At 71.1% G+C, this 16,674-nt stretch carries 14 protein-coding genes; 9 read left to right on the top strand and 5 right to left on the bottom strand.

What is annotated here, in order from left to right:
* The first annotated feature begins 358 nt into the window (after positions 1-358).
* The 6 genes from RLT58_RS01110 to RLT58_RS01085 all read left to right on the top strand — a co-directional run bounded on the left by RLT58_RS01110 (position 359) and on the right by RLT58_RS01085 (position 4,054).
* The gene (locus RLT58_RS01110; RefSeq protein ID WP_311308444.1) at positions 359-883 is read left to right on the top strand and encodes a hypothetical protein; all 525 of its coding nucleotides are present in this window, start codon (positions 359-361) and stop codon (positions 881-883) included.
* Between the two features lie 88 nt (positions 884-971).
* Positions 972-1,718, top strand: coding sequence for a class F sortase (locus RLT58_RS01105; protein WP_311308443.1), 747 nt, complete (start codon positions 972-974; stop codon positions 1,716-1,718).
* A 35-nt stretch (positions 1,719-1,753) separates the two neighbouring features.
* Complete coding sequence (locus tag RLT58_RS01100) at positions 1,754-2,539, top strand: DeoR/GlpR family DNA-binding transcription regulator (protein WP_311308442.1); 786 nt, start codon at positions 1,754-1,756, stop codon at positions 2,537-2,539.
* A 27-nt stretch (positions 2,540-2,566) separates the two neighbouring features.
* On the top strand, positions 2,567-2,944 hold the full coding sequence (locus tag RLT58_RS01095; RefSeq protein WP_311308441.1) for a DUF4406 domain-containing protein: 378 nt from the start codon (positions 2,567-2,569) through the stop codon (positions 2,942-2,944).
* Positions 2,941-3,627 (top strand): NUDIX domain-containing protein, encoded by a 687-nt coding sequence (locus tag RLT58_RS01090; RefSeq protein WP_311308440.1) that lies wholly within the window; start codon positions 2,941-2,943, stop codon positions 3,625-3,627. Before RLT58_RS01095 ends, RLT58_RS01090 begins: the two co-directional genes overlap by 4 nt.
* Positions 3,628-3,850: 223 nt before the next feature.
* The gene (locus RLT58_RS01085; protein WP_018552900.1) at positions 3,851-4,054 is read left to right on the top strand and encodes a cold-shock protein; all 204 of its coding nucleotides are present in this window, start codon (positions 3,851-3,853) and stop codon (positions 4,052-4,054) included.
* A 90-nt stretch (positions 4,055-4,144) separates the two neighbouring features.
* Here RLT58_RS01085 and RLT58_RS01080 read toward each other — a convergent pair whose 3' ends face one another.
* The 3 genes from RLT58_RS01080 to RLT58_RS01070 all read right to left on the bottom strand — a co-directional run bounded on the left by RLT58_RS01080 (position 4,145) and on the right by RLT58_RS01070 (position 7,365).
* Complete coding sequence (locus tag RLT58_RS01080; protein ID WP_311308439.1) at positions 4,145-4,654, bottom strand: hypothetical protein; 510 nt, start codon at positions 4,652-4,654, stop codon at positions 4,145-4,147.
* 180 nt (positions 4,655-4,834) lie between these two features.
* Positions 4,835-6,541 carry a lysyl oxidase family protein gene (locus RLT58_RS01075; protein WP_311308438.1) on the bottom strand — a complete coding sequence of 569 codons (1,707 nt, stop codon included), beginning with the start codon at positions 6,539-6,541 and terminating at the stop codon, positions 4,835-4,837.
* 218 nt (positions 6,542-6,759) lie between these two features.
* On the bottom strand, positions 6,760-7,365 hold the full coding sequence (locus RLT58_RS01070; RefSeq protein WP_311308437.1) for a GNAT family N-acetyltransferase: 606 nt from the start codon (positions 7,363-7,365) through the stop codon (positions 6,760-6,762).
* A gap of 265 nt (positions 7,366-7,630) precedes the next feature.
* Between RLT58_RS01070 and RLT58_RS01065 the strand changes: the two genes are divergently transcribed.
* From RLT58_RS01065 to RLT58_RS01055, 3 genes are all read left to right on the top strand, one after another.
* Entirely contained in the window at positions 7,631-11,032 is a 3,402-nt protein-coding gene (locus RLT58_RS01065) for a CARDB domain-containing protein (RefSeq protein ID WP_311308436.1), read from the top strand.
* 126 nt (positions 11,033-11,158) lie between these two features.
* Entirely contained in the window at positions 11,159-13,204 is a 2,046-nt protein-coding gene (locus RLT58_RS01060) for a prolyl oligopeptidase family serine peptidase (RefSeq protein WP_311314388.1), read from the top strand.
* A gap of 50 nt (positions 13,205-13,254) precedes the next feature.
* Positions 13,255-14,649, top strand: coding sequence for a VWA domain-containing protein (locus RLT58_RS01055; protein WP_311308435.1), 1,395 nt, complete (start codon positions 13,255-13,257; stop codon positions 14,647-14,649).
* 22 nt (positions 14,650-14,671) lie between these two features.
* Here the strand turns inward: RLT58_RS01055 and RLT58_RS01050 are convergent, their stop codons facing one another.
* Together RLT58_RS01050 and RLT58_RS01045 are read right to left on the bottom strand one after the other, a co-directional pair.
* Positions 14,672-15,223, bottom strand: coding sequence for a GNAT family N-acetyltransferase (locus RLT58_RS01050; RefSeq protein ID WP_311308434.1), 552 nt, complete (start codon positions 15,221-15,223; stop codon positions 14,672-14,674).
* 149 nt (positions 15,224-15,372) lie between these two features.
* Positions 15,373-16,194: a GH25 family lysozyme gene (locus tag RLT58_RS01045; RefSeq protein ID WP_311314387.1), complete on the bottom strand. Its 822-nt coding sequence runs from the start codon at positions 16,192-16,194 to the stop codon at positions 15,373-15,375.
* Positions 16,195-16,674 lie beyond the last annotated feature (480 nt).

Below are 16,674 nucleotides of genomic sequence, written 5' to 3'. Positions count from 1 at the left end.
GTGCCCGTTCAGAACGGTGGCGGGAAGGGCTTGACCGGCAGACCGTAATTCGCCCCTGCGCGGGGCGGAGCTTCGCGGTGCGGCCTGCTGATCTGGCTCTTTCCGTCACCTACCTCGATCCCCTCGGTCGAGGCGGGGCGGAAACCGGTGCGGTCGGCAGCCCCTCTGCCGGCCGCACCTTCCGCGTTTCCGGGCCCCCGCCGTCCGATTCCCCGGCATCGTCCATTCGGCTCTCTCCGTACCCCGGTCGAGTAGCGGGCCACTCGGCGTACACCTAGCGTCACGAAGGCCGAGGGGCATAGCTCGCTAGTGCGGACAAAAGGTCTGCGGCTGTCTCTCGGGGATCCGGAGAATCATCATGCGCGTGATACCTGTCGCCTCCGTCGCCCTGCTCGGTGCCGCCGCCTTCGCCGTCGCCGCCCCCGCCGCGCTCGCCGACGACGGGAACCACAACATCACGTCGTTCGGCTTCACCGTCTCCCCGTCGACGGTGGCCCCCGGCGGCACGGTGACCCTCAACGCCACGGGCTGCGAGGTCCCGACGGTGAAGGTCTCCTCGGGCGTCTTCGACACCGTCACCCTGGAGGAGGGCCACTCGGCCACCGCGCGGGTCGACGACGACGCCAAGCCGGGTGCCGAGTACGACGTGACCTTCGACTGCAAGGGCGAGAAGGGCACCACCCCGCTGACGATCCGCCAGGGCGGATCGGGCCACGGCGACCACACGGGTCCCGTGCGGCCCGACAACGGCGTACGGGCGGGCGCGGGCGGCAGCCTCTCCGGCATGAGCCCCGGCGAGATCGGCGCGGGCGCCGCGGTCGTCGCGGGCGCGCTGGGCCTCGGCGCCTACAAGCTCCGCCGCCGCCCGGGCGGCAACGCCTGACCGCGGACCCACCACGGGCCGGGCCCCGCCGAGGGGCCCGGCCCGCACACCGTCCCGCACACACACCGGACCGGGGAGCGGAGGAGACGTGCACAGGCCCGTGTGGCACGAATGGATCGAACCCGCCGAGCCCCCGCGCCGCGGCCGCCGCGCCCGCGCCGACGACGGGAGCCGGGACGGGCGGACCGGCGAGGACCGCCGCAGGGGTCCGGGATGGGGCACCCTCGTCGTCCTCCTGCTGATCGGGGTCTCCCTCATCCGGCAGGGCACCGGAGCGTACGGAGGCCCCCCTCAGCCGGCGTCGGCGGCGGGCGACCGGTCCGGCTCCTCGGGCGCGAGCGTCTGGCCCGCAGGACCCGTTCCCGACCCCCTCTCCCGCTCGCTGCCCGAACGGATCACGATCCCCTCGATCGGCGTCGACGCCCCGGTCGGCGAAGTCGGGCTCGGCGCGGACGGCTGGATCGAGGCCCCGCCGCTCGCCGACAGCAACCTCGCCGCCTGGTACGACGGTTCCGTCACCCCGGGCGAGACCGGCACCTCCGTGCTCGTCGGCCACGTGGACAACAACGCGGGCCCCGCCGTCTTCTACGGCCTCGGAGCGCTGGACAAGGGGCGCCGCATCGACATCCGCCGCACCGACGGCACCACCGCCGAGTTCTCGGTGTACGCCGTCGAGGTCGTGAGCAAGGCCGACTTCCCGGCCGACCGTGTCTACGCGAACAGCTCCACCCCCGAGCTGCGCGTACTCACCTGCGGCGGCGGCTTCTCCCGGAAGAACGGCTACGACGGCAATGTCGTCGCCTACGCCCGCCTCACCTCCGTACGCACATCATGATGTTTAAACGAACACCCATGTGTTAGAAATGAGCCATGGGTGTCGCCAATCGTCTGGACCTGACCCTGCGGCTGGTGCAGGGCTCCGACCGGGTTTCCGTGTCGGAGCTCTCCCATCGGCTCGGGGTCTCCGACATGACCGTCCGCAGGGACCTCGACGCGCTGGAGCGCCAGGGGCTCGTCCGCCGGGTGCACGGCGGTGCCGTCGCCACCCGCGCCCGCGAGGAGGAGGCCGGATTCTCGGCCCGTGAGCCCTGGCAGGCCGCGACCAAGGACCGGCTGGGCGCGGCCGTGGCCGCGATGGTGGAGCCGGGATCGAGGGTGCTCCTCGACGCGGGCACCACCACCGTGCACGTCGCCGAGCACCTGGCCGGGCGCGCCCCCCTGACGGTGGCCGTCCTGAGCCTGCAGGCCGCGGTGTGCCTGGCCGACCGGCCGGGCATCGACCTGCTGATCGCCGGCGGCCGGTCCCGCCCCGGCGAACGCTCCCTGGTCGGCCCGCTGGCCCTGCGCACCCTGGAGGCCCTGGCCTTCGACTGCTTCGTGCTGTCCATCGGCGGAGTCCACGCCGGGCACGGCTGGTCGGAGTTCTCCCTGGAGGACGCGGCCGTCAAACAGGCGGCCCTGGCGGGAGCCACCCGCACGATCGCGGTGGCGGACGCCACCAAGCTCGGTGTCCGCGCGTTCAGCCAGGTCGCCCCGGCGGGCGCGGTGGACGACTTCGTCACCGACGCCGCCGCCGAGGACGCCGCCACTCACCCCAACGGCCCGACGACCCTGGCGGCCCTGCGCGACGCGGGTGTCCGCGTCGTCCTGGCCTGAACCGGTCACCCACGAGGAGTACCCACCATGACCCCTGTACCGCACCCGCTGATGATCCTGGTCGCCGGGCCCTACCGGTCGGGGACCGGGGACGACCCGGCGAAGCTCGACGCCCATGTGCGGGCGATGAACGCGACCGCCCTGGCCCTCTTCCGCGCGGGCCATCTCCCGGTCACCGGCGAGGCCCTGGCCCTTCCCCTGATCGAGACCGCCGGGAGCACGGGCCCCGGCGACCCCGCGTTCCAGGAGATATTCCACCCCGTCGCCGAGAGGCTGCTGGCCCGCTGCGACGCGGTGCTGCGCATCGGCGGCGCCTCCGAGGGCGCCGACCGCATGGTGGAGGCGGCCCGGGCCGGGGGCCTCGCCGTGTACACCGGCATCGACGACATCCCGGCCGTCCGGTGACCGCCGGCGTGGACACCCCCGACGGCCGCGGCCGCACCGGCCTCGACCGGCAGGGCCGCGACCTGACGGGCAACCCCCGGGTACGCGTCAGAGAGGTGGAGGTGCTCTCCTGCGACTGGTACGTCCTGCGCAGGACGACCTTCGACTACCGGCACAGCGACGGCCACTGGAGCCGGGAACAGCGCGAGACGTACGACCGGGGCGACGGCGCCACCGTCCTGCTCCACAACACCGAACGCGGCACGGTCCTGCTGACCCGTCAGTTCCGCCTGCCCGCCTACGTCAACGGGCACCGCGACGGGATGCTGGTCGAGACCGCCGCCGGACTCCTCGACGGCGACGCGCCGCAGGAGGCCGTCCGCAGGGAGGCGGCCGAGGAGACCGGACACACCATCGGCACCCCCGAACCCGTCTTCCAGGTCTTCATGAGCCCGGGTTCGGTCACCGAACGCCTGCACTTCTTCGCCGCCCCGTACGACGCGGCGCCACCTGCCGCCGAGGGGCACGGGATCGCCGAGGAGGGTGAGGACATCGCGACCGTGGAGCTGCCCTTCGAGCGGGCGCTCGCGATGATCCGCAGCGGCGGCATCGCCGATGCCAAGACCATCATGCTGCTCCAGTGGGCGGCCCTGGACGGCCCGTTCGCGCGCGCCCCCTCCGCGCCCGTGCCGGCCACCGTGTGACGGGGTGCGCCGGCTGCCCTCCGGCCTCCATCGGGGCGACGTCTGCGCGATCCCGCAGTTGCTCTCTGGTGGAGAGCGGTTTCGCCATGTAGCGTCACTGCCGGAAGTCGTGGTTCGCCGAACCTGCCCGTGCTCCGGCGCGGGCGCCTTGCTGTGCAGGGCGGACCAGGACACCACCGGGACCGCGTGGTGCGGTTCCCGATATCGACTGAGAGGCACCGGCATGGCCAGCGGAACCGTCAAGTGGTTCAACGCCGAAAAGGGTTTCGGCTTCATCCAGCAGGACGGCGGCGGGCCGGACGTCTTCGCGCACTACTCGAACATCAACGCCACCGGCTTCCGTGAGCTCCAGGAGGGCCAGGCCGTCACCTTCGACATCACCCAGGGCCAGAAGGGCCCGCAGGCCGAGAACATCACGGCCGCCTGATTTCGCGTACGACACCGCCCGGCCCCTGGGAGCACGCTCCTGGGGGCCGGGCGCGCGAGACCTCGCCCACGGCGCCCCGGCCGGAGGCCTTCACGCCCCTGCCGAGGCCTTGCCGCCCGCAGCTTCCGCCGCCGGTTGCGGCGCGGTGTACATCGCCGAACCCTTCTGCGTTCCCTTGGTGACGGCACCCCGCTTGACCAGGGTCTCCAGCGTGTTGCGCACCACCTGCACGGATGTCGTGCGGTCGGGGTGCGCCTTCTCCAGGTCCGCGTGAACCTCACGCACGAGCCGGGGCTCTCCCGCCGGCAGCAGGGCCAGGACGAGCTGATGCAGCGGGGCCGGTGTCTGCGGTGCGGCCGTCTTCTTGCGCGCCTTGGCGGGGCGCGGCCGCGGGACACTCTTCGCGGCCGGGGCGGGCAGGGTGCCCTGCATCCCCGACAGCCACTTCTCGTCCTCCCGGAGCCGGTCCAGCCGCGTCTGCAACTCCGCGATGCGCCCGGTGATCTCCTCCTGCTCCGACCGGTTGGCGGCGAGGTCGGCCGCGAATCGCTCGGCGTACACGCTCTGCACGCTCCGGACGGCGCCGTCTGCGTTGGCCACGGTGGTTCACACTCCTCGTACTGGGGGTTGGTGCCGGATGCTACCCACGATCAAGGGCCCGTGAGGGGTGCGGGCGTCCGAGGCCAGCCGAAGTGATGAACGCGTGGAAGAGAACGCGGGGGAGTACGCGGACGCCGGCCCCGGCCTAGAGGGCCGGGGCCGGCGCGTGAAATCAGCGGGTCAGTTGGCGTCGACCAGGTCGTGAGCGGGCACGGTCACCGTGCGCGCTCCCGGCTTTCCGCCCAGAACCACCTTGCGCAGCGCGCTGTTGTTCGTGAGGTCGGTCTCCTTGAGACGCTTCTCCGGGTTGGCCAGCACCTGGATGTAGTACGTGCCGTTCTTCAGGTTGGTGATGTCGAAGGACTGGCCGGGGAGATCCTGGGTGTAGGTGTCACCGGAGCCGACATCCAGCACCTCGCGGACGGAGATTGAGTTCTCCTGGCCGCACGCGGTGGACAGATCGGTGTTGTCCGGGTGCCAGTTGGCGTTCTTCACCGTGTAGTCGACCGCGTCGGTGTTGGCCAGGCAGAACGCCTCCTTGCCGCTGCGCACCATCTCCTTCTTGTCGGCCTTGAGCAGCCGGTAGCTGGCGAAGTCGGTGAAGTGCCAGTGCTCGTGACCCGGGCGCGGGTCCCACTCCATGGTGCCGGTCGGGGTGTAGCCGACCTGCTTGCCCTTGGCGTCGTAGAAGTACTGGTAGGCATCCATGAGCGCCTTGCCGGGGGTGCGGAAGCCGTCCACCACGAGTTGCGCCGGGCCCGCGTTCCACACGTTCGCGCTGAAGGCCAGATAGTCCTTGCCGGGTACGTCGCCCTCGCCGTCGCTGATCGTGATGCCGTAGGCGGGCAGCGACCGGAGGTCGGGCTTGGGCACGTCCGGTACGACGGCCTTGCCGGACGGCCGCGCGGCGTTGGGCGAGGCGGCGGGCGCCTGGCGGGAGCCGTCGGTCTGGCCGGGGCCGTCACCCACACGGGCCGCCTGGAGGCCGGCGGCCTTCTTGACCGCCCACGGCAGGGCGGGCGGTGCGGCCGTGAGGGGGCCGTGACCGACGTTGTACGTCGGGCCCGCGCCGCTCGTCGGCGCGGCCGGGGCGGGTGCGCGCACGGCACCGTGGCCGGCATGGCCGGCATGGCCGGAGTGACCGGACATGTGGGCGCTGTGGTCCGCCGACCGCGTCTGGTCCTCCTCCCAGCTCCGCTCGCGTACTGTCACCTTGATCTTCTGCGCCGTGGCGGACATGCCGAACAGATCGCGGTACCGCTTGGTGACCGACACCTTGGCGGTGTACTTCCCGGGCTTGAGGACGACCGGCGCCGCGGAGTATCCGGCATAGGTGTTGGAGGCCCAGCCCTTCTCGACGCCCCACACCGAGCCGAGCGTGAACGGGTTCGTGGGGCAGCTCTCGGGATACTTCGACTTGGCCGGGGCGTCGGGACGGACGCGGCCCGAGGCGTTGTTGGGGCAGAACGCCTCGGTCCTGTCCAGCACGGTCTTGCCGGCCGTGTCGGTCATCTCGATCCGGGCGAAGTCCGGCAGCCCGGCGAAGTCCTTCACCAGCCCCTTGGGCAGGACCTTGGTCCGGGTCGTGCCGCCGTCCCGGATGATCTGCGTGGCCACCACGGGGTCCTTGTAGGACTTCCGAGTCACCTTGATCTCGAGAGGGCTGCGGCCGGCGGTGACATACGTACCGAGGTCCAGGTAGACGCCCGGGTCCTCCTTCCAGGAGTCGAGCGTCACCGAGGTGGTGGCGGCGATCAGGGCGAACTCCGGTGTGGCCTTCATCGTCCGCTTCTCGGGCGCGGCGGCGGCGACCCCCGCGATCACGGCGACGGTCACGCCGGCGGCCAGCGCCGAGCGCCAGAGGCGGGGGTGGTGGGATCCGGTCATCGTTCCTCGTATTCCTGTTGCCTGCGGGAACGGAGGAAGCACACCCCGGGCGCCGACGGGCGCGGTGGGCAACGCTGCCTCCGGTCCGTGAGAGCCGTGAGGCGGTGTGATGGGTTGTCTCCGCCCGCGCGAGAGACCGATCGTTGGCCGAATACCGTCCCCGCGCGCCGGATCAGGCCGATATTTCGCGCTTTCGGGCCCTACATCCCGCTGGTGTGCTAAAAGCCCCGATCGAGGTCCAGGATCATGTCGAGCGACCGCGTGCCGTCCGCCCCGGTGAACGCGCCGACCGGGCGGAAGCCGTTCTTCTCGTAGTAGCGGATGGCGCGCGGATTGTCGGTCAGCACCCCGCCCCACAGGATGATCCGCCGCCGGCCGAACCGCCGGGCCACGTCCGCGACGAGCGGGAAGACCTGCGTTCCCACGCCCTTGCCCTGATGGTCGTCGGCCAGAGTGGCGCCGAACCGGCAGTCCGTCGCCGTGAGCGGGATCCCGGACCTGCGGTAGCGGTCGATGTCCGAGGGGTGCAGATCGAGACTGAGTTCGAGGAGGCCGGTGATCCTCCCGGACGGCACCTCTTCGAGGACCAGCCTGAGCTTGTCGTAGCGTGCGATCGCGTCGCACAGCTCGACGGCGGCGGCGAGGTCGTGGCCGCCGTGCGTGCTGAACCGCCTGGACTCGGGGGACAGGGCCGCCAGGAACGCGGCCAGTGGCTCGGCGTCGCCGGGCACGAGCGGCCGGAAGGTGACCTCCGGGCCGTCCGCCAGCACCACCCGGTCCGTCAGGGCCGACGGATTGTCCGCGACCTCCCGCAGCGTGAGCATCCCGGTAACCCCCCGGCCGGTCGGAATCGAGGCCCCGAACCTACTGGGAAGCCAACTCCCGCAGCAACGGCCCTTGTTCACGGGTTGCGCGAACCGTTGACAAAACCGTCACCTGCTAGAAACCTGTCACCTCGGCACCGCAAAATATTGACCGGATCACTCAAAATTCTAGGTAATGAGCGCGAGTTTCCGGCAGGTGACCTGCTCCCCCTCCTGTCGGCGTCCCCGATCACGCCCCCTCGGCCCCACGGAACAAGAGGACAGCATGAGATGGAAGCAACAAGGCAGACGGTTCCTCACCGGTGCGGTGGCCGCCGCACTGATGACCGTCGGCCTCCTGCCGGTCGCCGCATCGGCGGCCGCACCCGGACCCGACCTCGCCCTCGGTAGGACGGCGACGGCGAGCGGGTCCAACGCCGCCTACCCGGCCTCGAACATCACCGACGGCAGCCAGCAGACGTACTGGGAAAGCCCCGCCGGCGCCTTCCCGCAGTGGGTCCAGATCGACCTCGGCAAGCGGTTCGACGTCGACCGGGTGGTGCTGAAGCTCCCCAACACCTGGGAGGCGCGGACCCAGACGCTCGGCGTCACGGGCTCCACCGACGGCACCGGCTTCAGCGCGCTGTCCGCCCCGGCCGCGCGGGTGTTCACCCCGTCGGCGGGCAATACCGTCACGATCGACTTCACCGCGAAGCAGGCGCGGTACGTCCGGGTGCAGGTGACGGCCAACACCGGCTGGAACGCCGCACAGCTCTCCGGGCTGGAGGTCTACGGGCAGGACGGGGGCGACGGCCCCGGCCCGCCGGCCACCGCAGGCTCCGACCTCGCGCTGAACAAGCCGGTCGAGGCGTCCTCGTACGTGCAGAACTTCGTCGCGGCCAACGCCAACGACGGCAGGACCGGCACCTACTGGGAGTCGAACGGCTACCCCTCGACGCTGACGGTCAAGCTCGGCGCCGACGCCGACCTCGAGGCCGTCGTCGTCAAGCTCTCCCCGGACCAGGCCTGGGGCGCCCGCACGCAGAGCATCCAGGTACTCGGCCGCGCCCAGTCCGCCACCGGGTTCACCTCGCTGAAGGACCGGGCCGACTACGCGTTCAGCCCGTCCGGCAACGAGAACACGGTGACGGTCCCGGTCAGCGGCCGGTACGCCGACGTCCAGCTGAAGTTCTTCTCCAACACCGGTGCTCCCGGGGCGCAGGTCGCCGAGATCCAGGTGGTCGGCACCGCCGCACCCAACCCGGACCTGGTCGTCTCCGACCTGACGTGGTCACCCGACTCCCCGTCCGAGACGGACGCCATCACCGTGAGCGCCACCGTGCGCAACGCCGGCACCGCGGCCTCCGCAGCGACGACGGTGGACGCCAGCCTGGAGGGCGTGGTCGCCGGCAGCGGACCGGTGGCCGGCCTGGCCGCCGGAGCCTCGGCCACCGTACGGATCGACGTCGGCAAGCGGCCCATGGGCACGTACAGCCTCTCCGCGGTCGTCGACCCGGCCGACACGGTCGTCGAGCAGGACAACAGCAACAACAGCCGCACCGCGGCCTCCAAGCTCGTGATCGGGCAGAGCCCGGGCCCCGACCTCGAAGTGCTCGGCATCACGCCCAGCCCGTCGAACCCCGCCGTGGGCGCGGCCGTCACCTTCACGGTCTCGGTGCACAACCGGGGCACCACGGCGGTGAGTGCCTCGACCGTCACCCGGCTCCAGGTGGAGGGCACCACGCTGAACGGCACGACCGGCGCGGTCCCCGCCGGGGGCACGGTCACCGTGCCCATCAGCGGGAGCTGGACGGCGAAGAGCGGCGGGGCCAACCTGACCGCCACCGCGGATGCCACCGGAGTCGTCAGCGAGACGAACGAGAACAACAACGTCTTCTCGCGCGCCATCGTCGTCGGCCGGGGCGCCGCCGTTCCGTACACCGAGTACGAGGCGGAGCAGGGCGCGTACCAGGGCACCTTGCTGAAGTCCGACCAGAAGCGCACCTTCGGGCACACCAACTTCGCCACCGAGTCCTCGGGCCGCCAGTCCGTGCGGCTCGACTCCACCGGGCAGTACGTCGAGATCACCTCGACCGTTCCCTCGAACTCGATCGTGGTGCGCAACTCCATCCCCGATACCCCCGGTGGCGGCGGCACGCAGGCCACCATCAGCCTCTACGCCGACAACACCTTCGTCCGCAAGCTGACCCTCTCGTCCAAGCACAGCTGGCTGTACGGCAACACCGACAGCCCGGAGGGCCTGACCAACACACCCGGGGGTGACGCCCGCAGGCTGTTCGACGAGTCCAACGCGCTGCTCGGCCAGACCTACCCGGCGGGCACGAAGTTCCGTCTCCAGCGGGACGCCGGCGACTCGGCCTCCTTCTACATCATCGACCTCGTCGACCTGGAGCAGGTGGCACCGGCCGCCTCCCAGCCGGCGGGATGCACCTCGATCACCACCTACGGGGCCGTCCCGAACGACGGCATCGACGACACGGACGCCATCCAGCGGGCGGTGACGGCCAACCAGAACGGCGACATCGGCTGTGTGTGGATCCCGGCCGGGCAGTGGCGCCAGGAGCAGAAGATCCTCACCGACGACCCGCAGGACCGGGGTCAGTACAACCAGGTCGGCATCCGTGACGTCACCGTCCGAGGCGCCGGGATGTGGCACTCCCAGCTGTACACGCTGACCCCGCCGCAGGACGCGGGCGGCATCAACCACCCGCACGAGGGCAACTTCGGCTTCGACATCGACGAGAACACCAAGATCTCGGACATCGCGATCTTCGGTTCCGGCACCATCCGGGGCGGCGACGGCAACGCCGAGGGCGGCGTCGGTCTCAACGGCCGGTTCGGCAAGAACACCAAGATCACCAACGTATGGCTGGAGCACGCCAACGTCGGTGTGTGGGTGGGGCGCGACTACGACAACATCCCCGACCTCTGGGGACCGGCCGACGGGCTCGAGTTCACCGGGATGCGTATCCGCAACACCTATGCGGACGGCATCAACTTCGCCAACGGCACCCGGAACTCGACCGTGTTCAACTCGTCCTTCCGCAACACAGGCGACGACTCGCTCGCCGTGTGGTCGAGCAAGTACGTGAAGAACCCGTCGGTGGACGTCGGCCACGACAACCACTTCCTCAACAACACGATCCAGCTGCCGTGGCGGGCCAACGGCATCGCCGTGTACGGCGGTTACGGCAACACCATCGAGAACAACATCATCTCCGACACGATGAACTACCCCGGCATCATGCTGGCCACGGACCACGACCCGCTGCCCTTCTCCGGGCAGACGCTGATCGCCAACAACGCGCTCCACCGCACCGGCGGGGCGTTCTGGGGCGAGGCCCAGGAGTTCGGCGCCATCACGTTGTTCGCCGCCGGTCAGGACATCCCCGGTGTCACGATCCGCGACACCGACATCCAGGACTCGACCTACGACGGGATCCAGTTCAAGTCGGGCGGCGGGGCCGTGCCCGGCGCGAAGATCTCGAACGTCCGGATCGGCAACTCCGTGAACGGCTCCGGAATCCTCGCCCATGGAGGGGCGAGGGGCAGTGCGACCCTGACGGACGTGACCATCACCGGCTCGGCCGACGGCGACGTCGTCATCGAGCCCGGCTCACAGTTCGTCATCAACGGCACCGCCGGCAAGGCGGCCACCCGCAAGTAGGTCCGGTCCCCGGACCGGGCAGCCAGGACAGGCCCCCCGGCCGGCACGCGTCAGCAGCGTGCCGGCCGGGGGAGCTGTGCCGTGTTCGAGACGGCGGTGTCCGGGCGCGACACGGGGTCCGGCACAATGCGGCGTGTGATCGACAACGACCCGTACCTGTGGCTGGAAGACGTGGAAAGCGACGCCGCGCTCGCCTGGGTGGCCGAGCGGAACGCCGAGACGGCCGCCGCACTGGCCGCCGGACCCGGGTTCGCCTCCCTGAAACAGCGGCTGCGCGACGTGCTGGACGCCTCGGACCGGATCCCCTACACCCGGCGGCGCGGCGCGTTCCTCTACAACTTCTGGCGGGACGCGGAGCACGTCCGGGGTGTGTGGCGGCGTACGACCCTGGAGCAGTACCGCGAGGAGACACCGGACTGGGAGATCCTTCTCGACATCGACGCGCTGGCCGCCGCCGAGGACGAGAAGTGGATCTGGGCCGGTGCCATGGTGCGGCGGCCGGAGTACGACCGTGCGCTGGTGTGCCTGTCGCGCGACGGCGGCGACGCCGTGGCCGTACGCGAGTTCGACCTCGCCACCCGGACCTTCGTCGAGGGCGGTTTCCGGGTGTCGGAGGCCAAGACGCAGATCCGGTGGATCGACGCCGACACCGTCTTCATCGGTACGGACTTCGGACCGGGCTCACTGACCGACGCGGGCTATCCGCGCACGGTACGGAGCTGGCGGCGCGGCACACCCCTGGAGCAGGCCACCGTGGTCTTCGAGGGCGACGCGCGCGATGTGTCGGTCAGCGGCTGGCACGACGCCACCCCCGGCTTCGAGCGGGACTTCGTCAGCCGCTCGCCGGACTTCCACAGCAGCGAGCTGTACCTGCTGGCGCCCGACTCCTCCCTCGTACGGATCGACGTCCCGGACGACGCCCGTGCGTACGCCCACCGTGAGCATCTGATCGTCACGCTGAAGTCGGCCTGGCTCGGGCATCCGGCGGGTTCCCTGCTCGCCTTCGGCTTCGACGCGTTCCTGGCGGGCGACCGCACCGCGCAGGTGCTGTTCACGCCCGACGAGCGGACCGCCCTGGCCGGTCACACATGGACCCGGAACCATCTGCTCCTCGAAACGATGCGGGACGTCAGCACCCGCATCGAGGTGCTCACCCCGGCCCCCGCACCCGGCACCTGGGAACGCACCCCGCTCGCGGCCGTCCCGGCGCTGTCCGCCGTCTCCGTGGTGGACACGGACGCGGACACGTCCGACGAGTACTTCATGGACGTGTCGGGGTTCCTGCAGCCGGCCACGCTCCACCACGGGCGGATCGGCGCGGAGCCGGAGATCCTCAAGCAGGCCCCGTCGCACTTCGACACGGCCGGGCTGGCCGCGCGGCAGTACTTCGCCACCTCGCAGGACGGCACCCGCGTCCCGTACTTCGTGATCGGCCCCGACCACGCCGCCACCGGCCCCGGACCCGCGCTGCTCTACGGCTACGGCGGCTTCGAGGTGTCCCTGACCCCCTTCTACAGCGGGGTCACGGGCCGCGCCTGGCTGGAGCACGGCGGCACGTATGTGATCGCGAACATCCGGGGCGGCGGCGAGTACGGCCCCGGCTGGCACCGGGCCGCCCTCGGCGCGGACCGGCCCCGCGCCTTCGAGGACTTCGCGGCCGTCGCCGCCGACCTCGTCGCGCGCGGCGTCACCACCCCGGCCATGCTGGGCGCAGCCGGAGGCAGCAACGGCGGCCTCCTCATGGGCGCGATGGTCACCCGCTACCCGCACCTGTTCGGCGCGATCGTCGCCCAGGTGCCGCTGCTGGACATGCTGCGCTTCCACGAGCTCCTCGCGGGTGCGTCATGGATCGCGGAGTACGGAGACCCGGACCGCGAGGCGGACCGGCCGCACCTCGCGGACCTCTCCCCGTACCACCGTCTCTCGGCCGACCAGACCTATCCGCCGGTGCTCCTGACGACCTCCACCCGCGACGACCGGGTCCACCCCGGCCACGCCCGGAAGGCGGCGGCGCGGCTGCGTGAACTCGGCCACCAGGTCCTGCTGCACGAGAACACGGGCGGCGGCCACGCGGGCGCCGGCGACAACGAACAGGCCGCCCACAACAGCGCGTTGATGCACACGTTCCTGTGGGGCCACCTGGCACCGCAGGAACGCCCTGCCACCGGCTGAGACGGGCGGGGCCGGGCGAGTGTGTCCCGGCACCGCACCAGCGAGCGTACATGGCAGGCAGACTGTTGTGTGTGACGACACTGAGCAAGGGTGCCAATATGCCGGTGGCGGCGGCTGCCGTGAGAGCTGTACTCGGGTGGTCCGCCGGGCCCGGTGTGCCGGATGTGGATGCCTCGGCGCTGCTGCTTGCGGGCGGTGGGCGGGTGCGGGGGGACGGGGACTTCGTCTTCTACAACCAGCCGCGGCATGGCTCGGGGGCCGTGCGGCATCTGGGGAAGCAGGGCGGGGCCGACTCGCTGGGGGTGGACCTCGACGCGTTGGAGCCGGACGTGGAGCGGGTCGTGCTGTGCGGCTCGGCGGACGGCGGGACGTTCGGGCAGGTGCCCGGGCTTCATCTGCTGTTGCTCGATTCCGTGTCCGGCGCCGAGCTGGCCCGCTTCGACATGGAAGCCGGCGCGGAAACCGCGTATGCGTGCGGGGAGCTCTACCGGCGCGGTGGGGCATGGAAGTTCCGGGCCGTGGGACAGGGGTACGCGAGCGGACTCGCGGGCCTGGCGACGGACTTCGGTATCTGTGTCGATGACGTACGGCCTCCGGCGGCCCCCGCCCGGACGGCTCCGGCTTCCGTGCCGCCCCCGCCTCCGCACCCGCCCGCAGCCGCCGCTCCGGCCGCCGCCCGGCTCACCAAGGGCGAGGAGCGGCTGCCGGTCGACATGCGCAAACGGCTGTCCCTGCGCAAGCAGCAGGTCGCGGTCAGTCTCGGCAAGCACGGGCTGACGAAGGTCACCGCACGCGTCATCCTCGTCCTCGACGCGTCGGGGTCGATGAGCGGCCTCTACACCCGGGGCACCGTTGCAGGCGTCACCGAGCGGATGGCCGCCGTGGCGGCGCAGCTCGACGACGACGGGGAGATGCAGGCGTGGACCTTCGCCTCCCACCCCGCCCGGCTGCCCGACCTGGTGATCGGCGAACTGCCCGAGTGGCTGCGGCTGCATGTGCGGGTGGGGCAGATCAGCCTCTTCGGGCGGAAGAAGCCGCCGAAGGGACTGGTCTCAGGCCAGGTCGACATGCGCGCCGTCGGCATCCAGAACGAGGAGCAGAAGGTGATCGCCGAGGTCCGCGCGTATGTGCGCGAGCACCCGGTGCCGGACCCGACCCTGGTGCTGTTCTTCTCCGACGGCGGGGTGTACCGCGACGCCGAGATCGAGCGGGAGCTTCGGGCGGCAGTGGAGGAGCCGGTGTTCTGGCAGTTCATCGGGCTCGGCCGGTCGAACTACGGGGTGCTGGAGCGCTTCGACAACCTGCCCGGCCGCCGCGTCGACAACGTCGGCTTCTTCGCCGTCGACGACATCGAGAAGGTCTCCGACCCCGAGCTGTACGACCGGCTCCTGTCTGAGTTCCCGTCCTGGCTGGGGGCCGCCCGGCAGGCGGGCATCCTGCGCTGAGCGACCGGGCCCCGCCCCGGCCTCACCCCTGCTGCGGCTCCGCCGGACGGTCGATGCGGTAGAGGTAGTGGGCGCGGTCGTCGACGGGGTTGTCCGGCTCCAGCTCCCCCTCGGCGACCCGGCGCAGTCCGGCCTTCTCCAGCGCCCGCCAGGAGCGCCGGTTGGCCGCAGACACCGGCACCAGGACGCACGAGGCCTCGGGGTAGTCGGCCCAGATCGCCTCGACGGCCGATCCGATCATGCGCGGCCCCAGGCCCCGGCCGGTCTGCCGCACCTCCCCGATCAGGTAGTCGATGCTCATCGCCCCGGCGGGCACCTCCGTCAGAGGGGCGAGCTCGGCCAGGTACTCGGGGTAGTCGGACAGCCGGCAGCGCTGGAGCAGGCCGAACGGCCGGCCGTCGAGGTGGGCGAGCAGGTCCTGCGACGGCTCCTCACCCCTGGCGGCGGGTCCGAAGTCCCGCGCGACCGCCTCGGCCGAGGTCTCGTGGTTCCACCACCGGGCCACATGCGGCTGTTCGAGCCAGGACCGCAGCAAGGGGAAGTCGTGCTCGGCGACCCGGCGCCAGGTGATCATCTCAGCCCTCCAGCAGGGCACGGGGACGGACACCCGAAGCCTCACAGCCCCGCGTACGGAGGGCAAGAAACCGGGCGGCACGCGGTGGCCGGGCCGGAGCCGTGGCCACCGCGTGCCGGTGTGGTGCGGGGCTGTGGGGCAGGTCTGCGTCAGGGCGTGTTGTTGGCCAGGGCCAGCAGCCGGCTGGCGTCACCGCTGAACCGGTCGCGGTCCACGGCGCCCGAGATGCCGCTCACCGAACCCGAGTCGGTGTATTGCCAGAAGGTCCAGTAGGGGAAGCCCGTCGGAATGGTCGGGCTGGCCGCGCTGGTCCAGTGCGCCGTGAACAGGGGGCTCCGGGCGGACATCCCGCTCCAGCCGCCGGTGCAGGAGTTCCACCAGCTGGCGCTGGTGTAGATGACCACGTCACGGCCCGTCTTGGCCTTGTACGTGTTGTAGAAGTCCAGGATCCACGACTGCATGGCCGAGGCGGACTTGCTGTAGCAGCCGCCCTCCAGGTCGAGCATGCCCGGCAGGGTCAGGTTGTCCCGTGACCAGGCTCCGCCGTTCGCCGCGAAGTAGGTGGCCTGCGCCGCACCGCTGGAGAGGTTGGGCCGGGCGAAGTGGTACGCGCCCCGGATCACCTTCGCGTTGTAGGCGTTCAGGTAGTTGGCGTTGAACGTGGGGTCCTTGTACGTCGTGGACTCCGTCGCCTTGATGTAGGCGAACTTGATCCCGGCGGCCTTCACCGAGGACCAGTTGATCGTGCCCTGGTAGTGCGAGACGTCGATGCCCGGCAGCTGGGTGGCCTGGATCGACGCGTCGTTCTGCGGGGAGAGGTCGACCTCCCGGGTGTCCGCGGCGAAGCTCTTGCCGTCCGCGAGATAGCCGGCGCCCATGTACCCGTCACCGAGGGGGATGGCCTTGGCGGGGACGGCCGGCAGCGGCTGCGCCGAGGCGGGGCCTGCCGACATGACCGGGATCAGCGCCATGCCGACGCTGAGCGCGCCGGCCACGAGCAGCTTGCGCAGAGCGGGTCTGGGGTTGTGGTCACGAGTTAACAAGGTCTTCCTCCTGGGGTGACGGGGTGGGTCTACTCGCGTAGCTGGAGGAGCGGGGGGACGGCCGTGCGGGAGGTGCGGGGAAGCGGGGTGGAGCGGTCCGGGCCGCGGACGGGCTGCCCGGTCACGCGTCCCGGGAGGTCCACCCCTCGCCGCACTGGGCCACGAGGGAGTGGATTGATGGGGACACGTCATGAGTGACGCACGAACGGACCTGCCGCGTAAAGGGGGTACGGATGCACCTCTGAGGTCTAGACCAGTAGGGAATTCATGGAGCTGCGGTGATGACGTGCGGCTGAAGAAAACTTTCAGCAGCATGAAACCTCTTGCAGAGGGATATGTGCCGAACGTCGGCCGAGCCGCCCGCGGCGATCACCCGTCCGGCTCTGCCGTACGCCTCCGGCCGCCCCG

The sequence above is a fragment of the Streptomyces sp. ITFR-16 genome (genome assembly GCF_031844705.1).
Lineage (GTDB): Bacteria > Actinomycetota > Actinomycetes > Streptomycetales > Streptomycetaceae > Streptomyces.
This window is presented reverse-complemented; position numbering and strand designations above follow the sequence as displayed.

Bases quoted from the DNA above. Each gene is read 5' to 3' on its own strand.
- RLT58_RS01110 (WP_311308444.1), top strand. From the start codon at position 359: ATGCGCGTGATACCTGTCGCCTCCGTCGCCCTGCTCGGTGCCGCCGCC.
- RLT58_RS01100 (WP_311308442.1), top strand. From the start codon at position 1,754: ATGGGTGTCGCCAATCGTCTGGACCTGACCCTGCGGCTGGTGCAGGGC.
- RLT58_RS01095 (WP_311308441.1), top strand. From the start codon at position 2,567: ATGACCCCTGTACCGCACCCGCTGATGATCCTGGTCGCCGGGCCCTAC.
- RLT58_RS01085 (WP_018552900.1), top strand. From the start codon at position 3,851: ATGGCCAGCGGAACCGTCAAGTGGTTCAACGCCGAAAAGGGTTTCGGC.
- RLT58_RS01075 (WP_311308438.1), bottom strand. From the start codon at position 6,541: ATGACCGGATCCCACCACCCCCGCCTCTGGCGCTCGGCGCTGGCCGCC.
- RLT58_RS01070 (WP_311308437.1), bottom strand. From the start codon at position 7,365: ATGCTCACGCTGCGGGAGGTCGCGGACAATCCGTCGGCCCTGACGGAC.
- RLT58_RS01065 (WP_311308436.1), top strand. From the start codon at position 7,631: ATGAGATGGAAGCAACAAGGCAGACGGTTCCTCACCGGTGCGGTGGCC.
- RLT58_RS01060 (WP_311314388.1), top strand. From the start codon at position 11,159: ATGCGGCGTGTGATCGACAACGACCCGTACCTGTGGCTGGAAGACGTG.
- RLT58_RS01055 (WP_311308435.1), top strand. From the start codon at position 13,255: ATGGCAGGCAGACTGTTGTGTGTGACGACACTGAGCAAGGGTGCCAAT.
- RLT58_RS01050 (WP_311308434.1), bottom strand. From the start codon at position 15,223: ATGATCACCTGGCGCCGGGTCGCCGAGCACGACTTCCCCTTGCTGCGG.
- RLT58_RS01045 (WP_311314387.1), bottom strand. From the start codon at position 16,194: ATGGCGCTGATCCCGGTCATGTCGGCAGGCCCCGCCTCGGCGCAGCCG.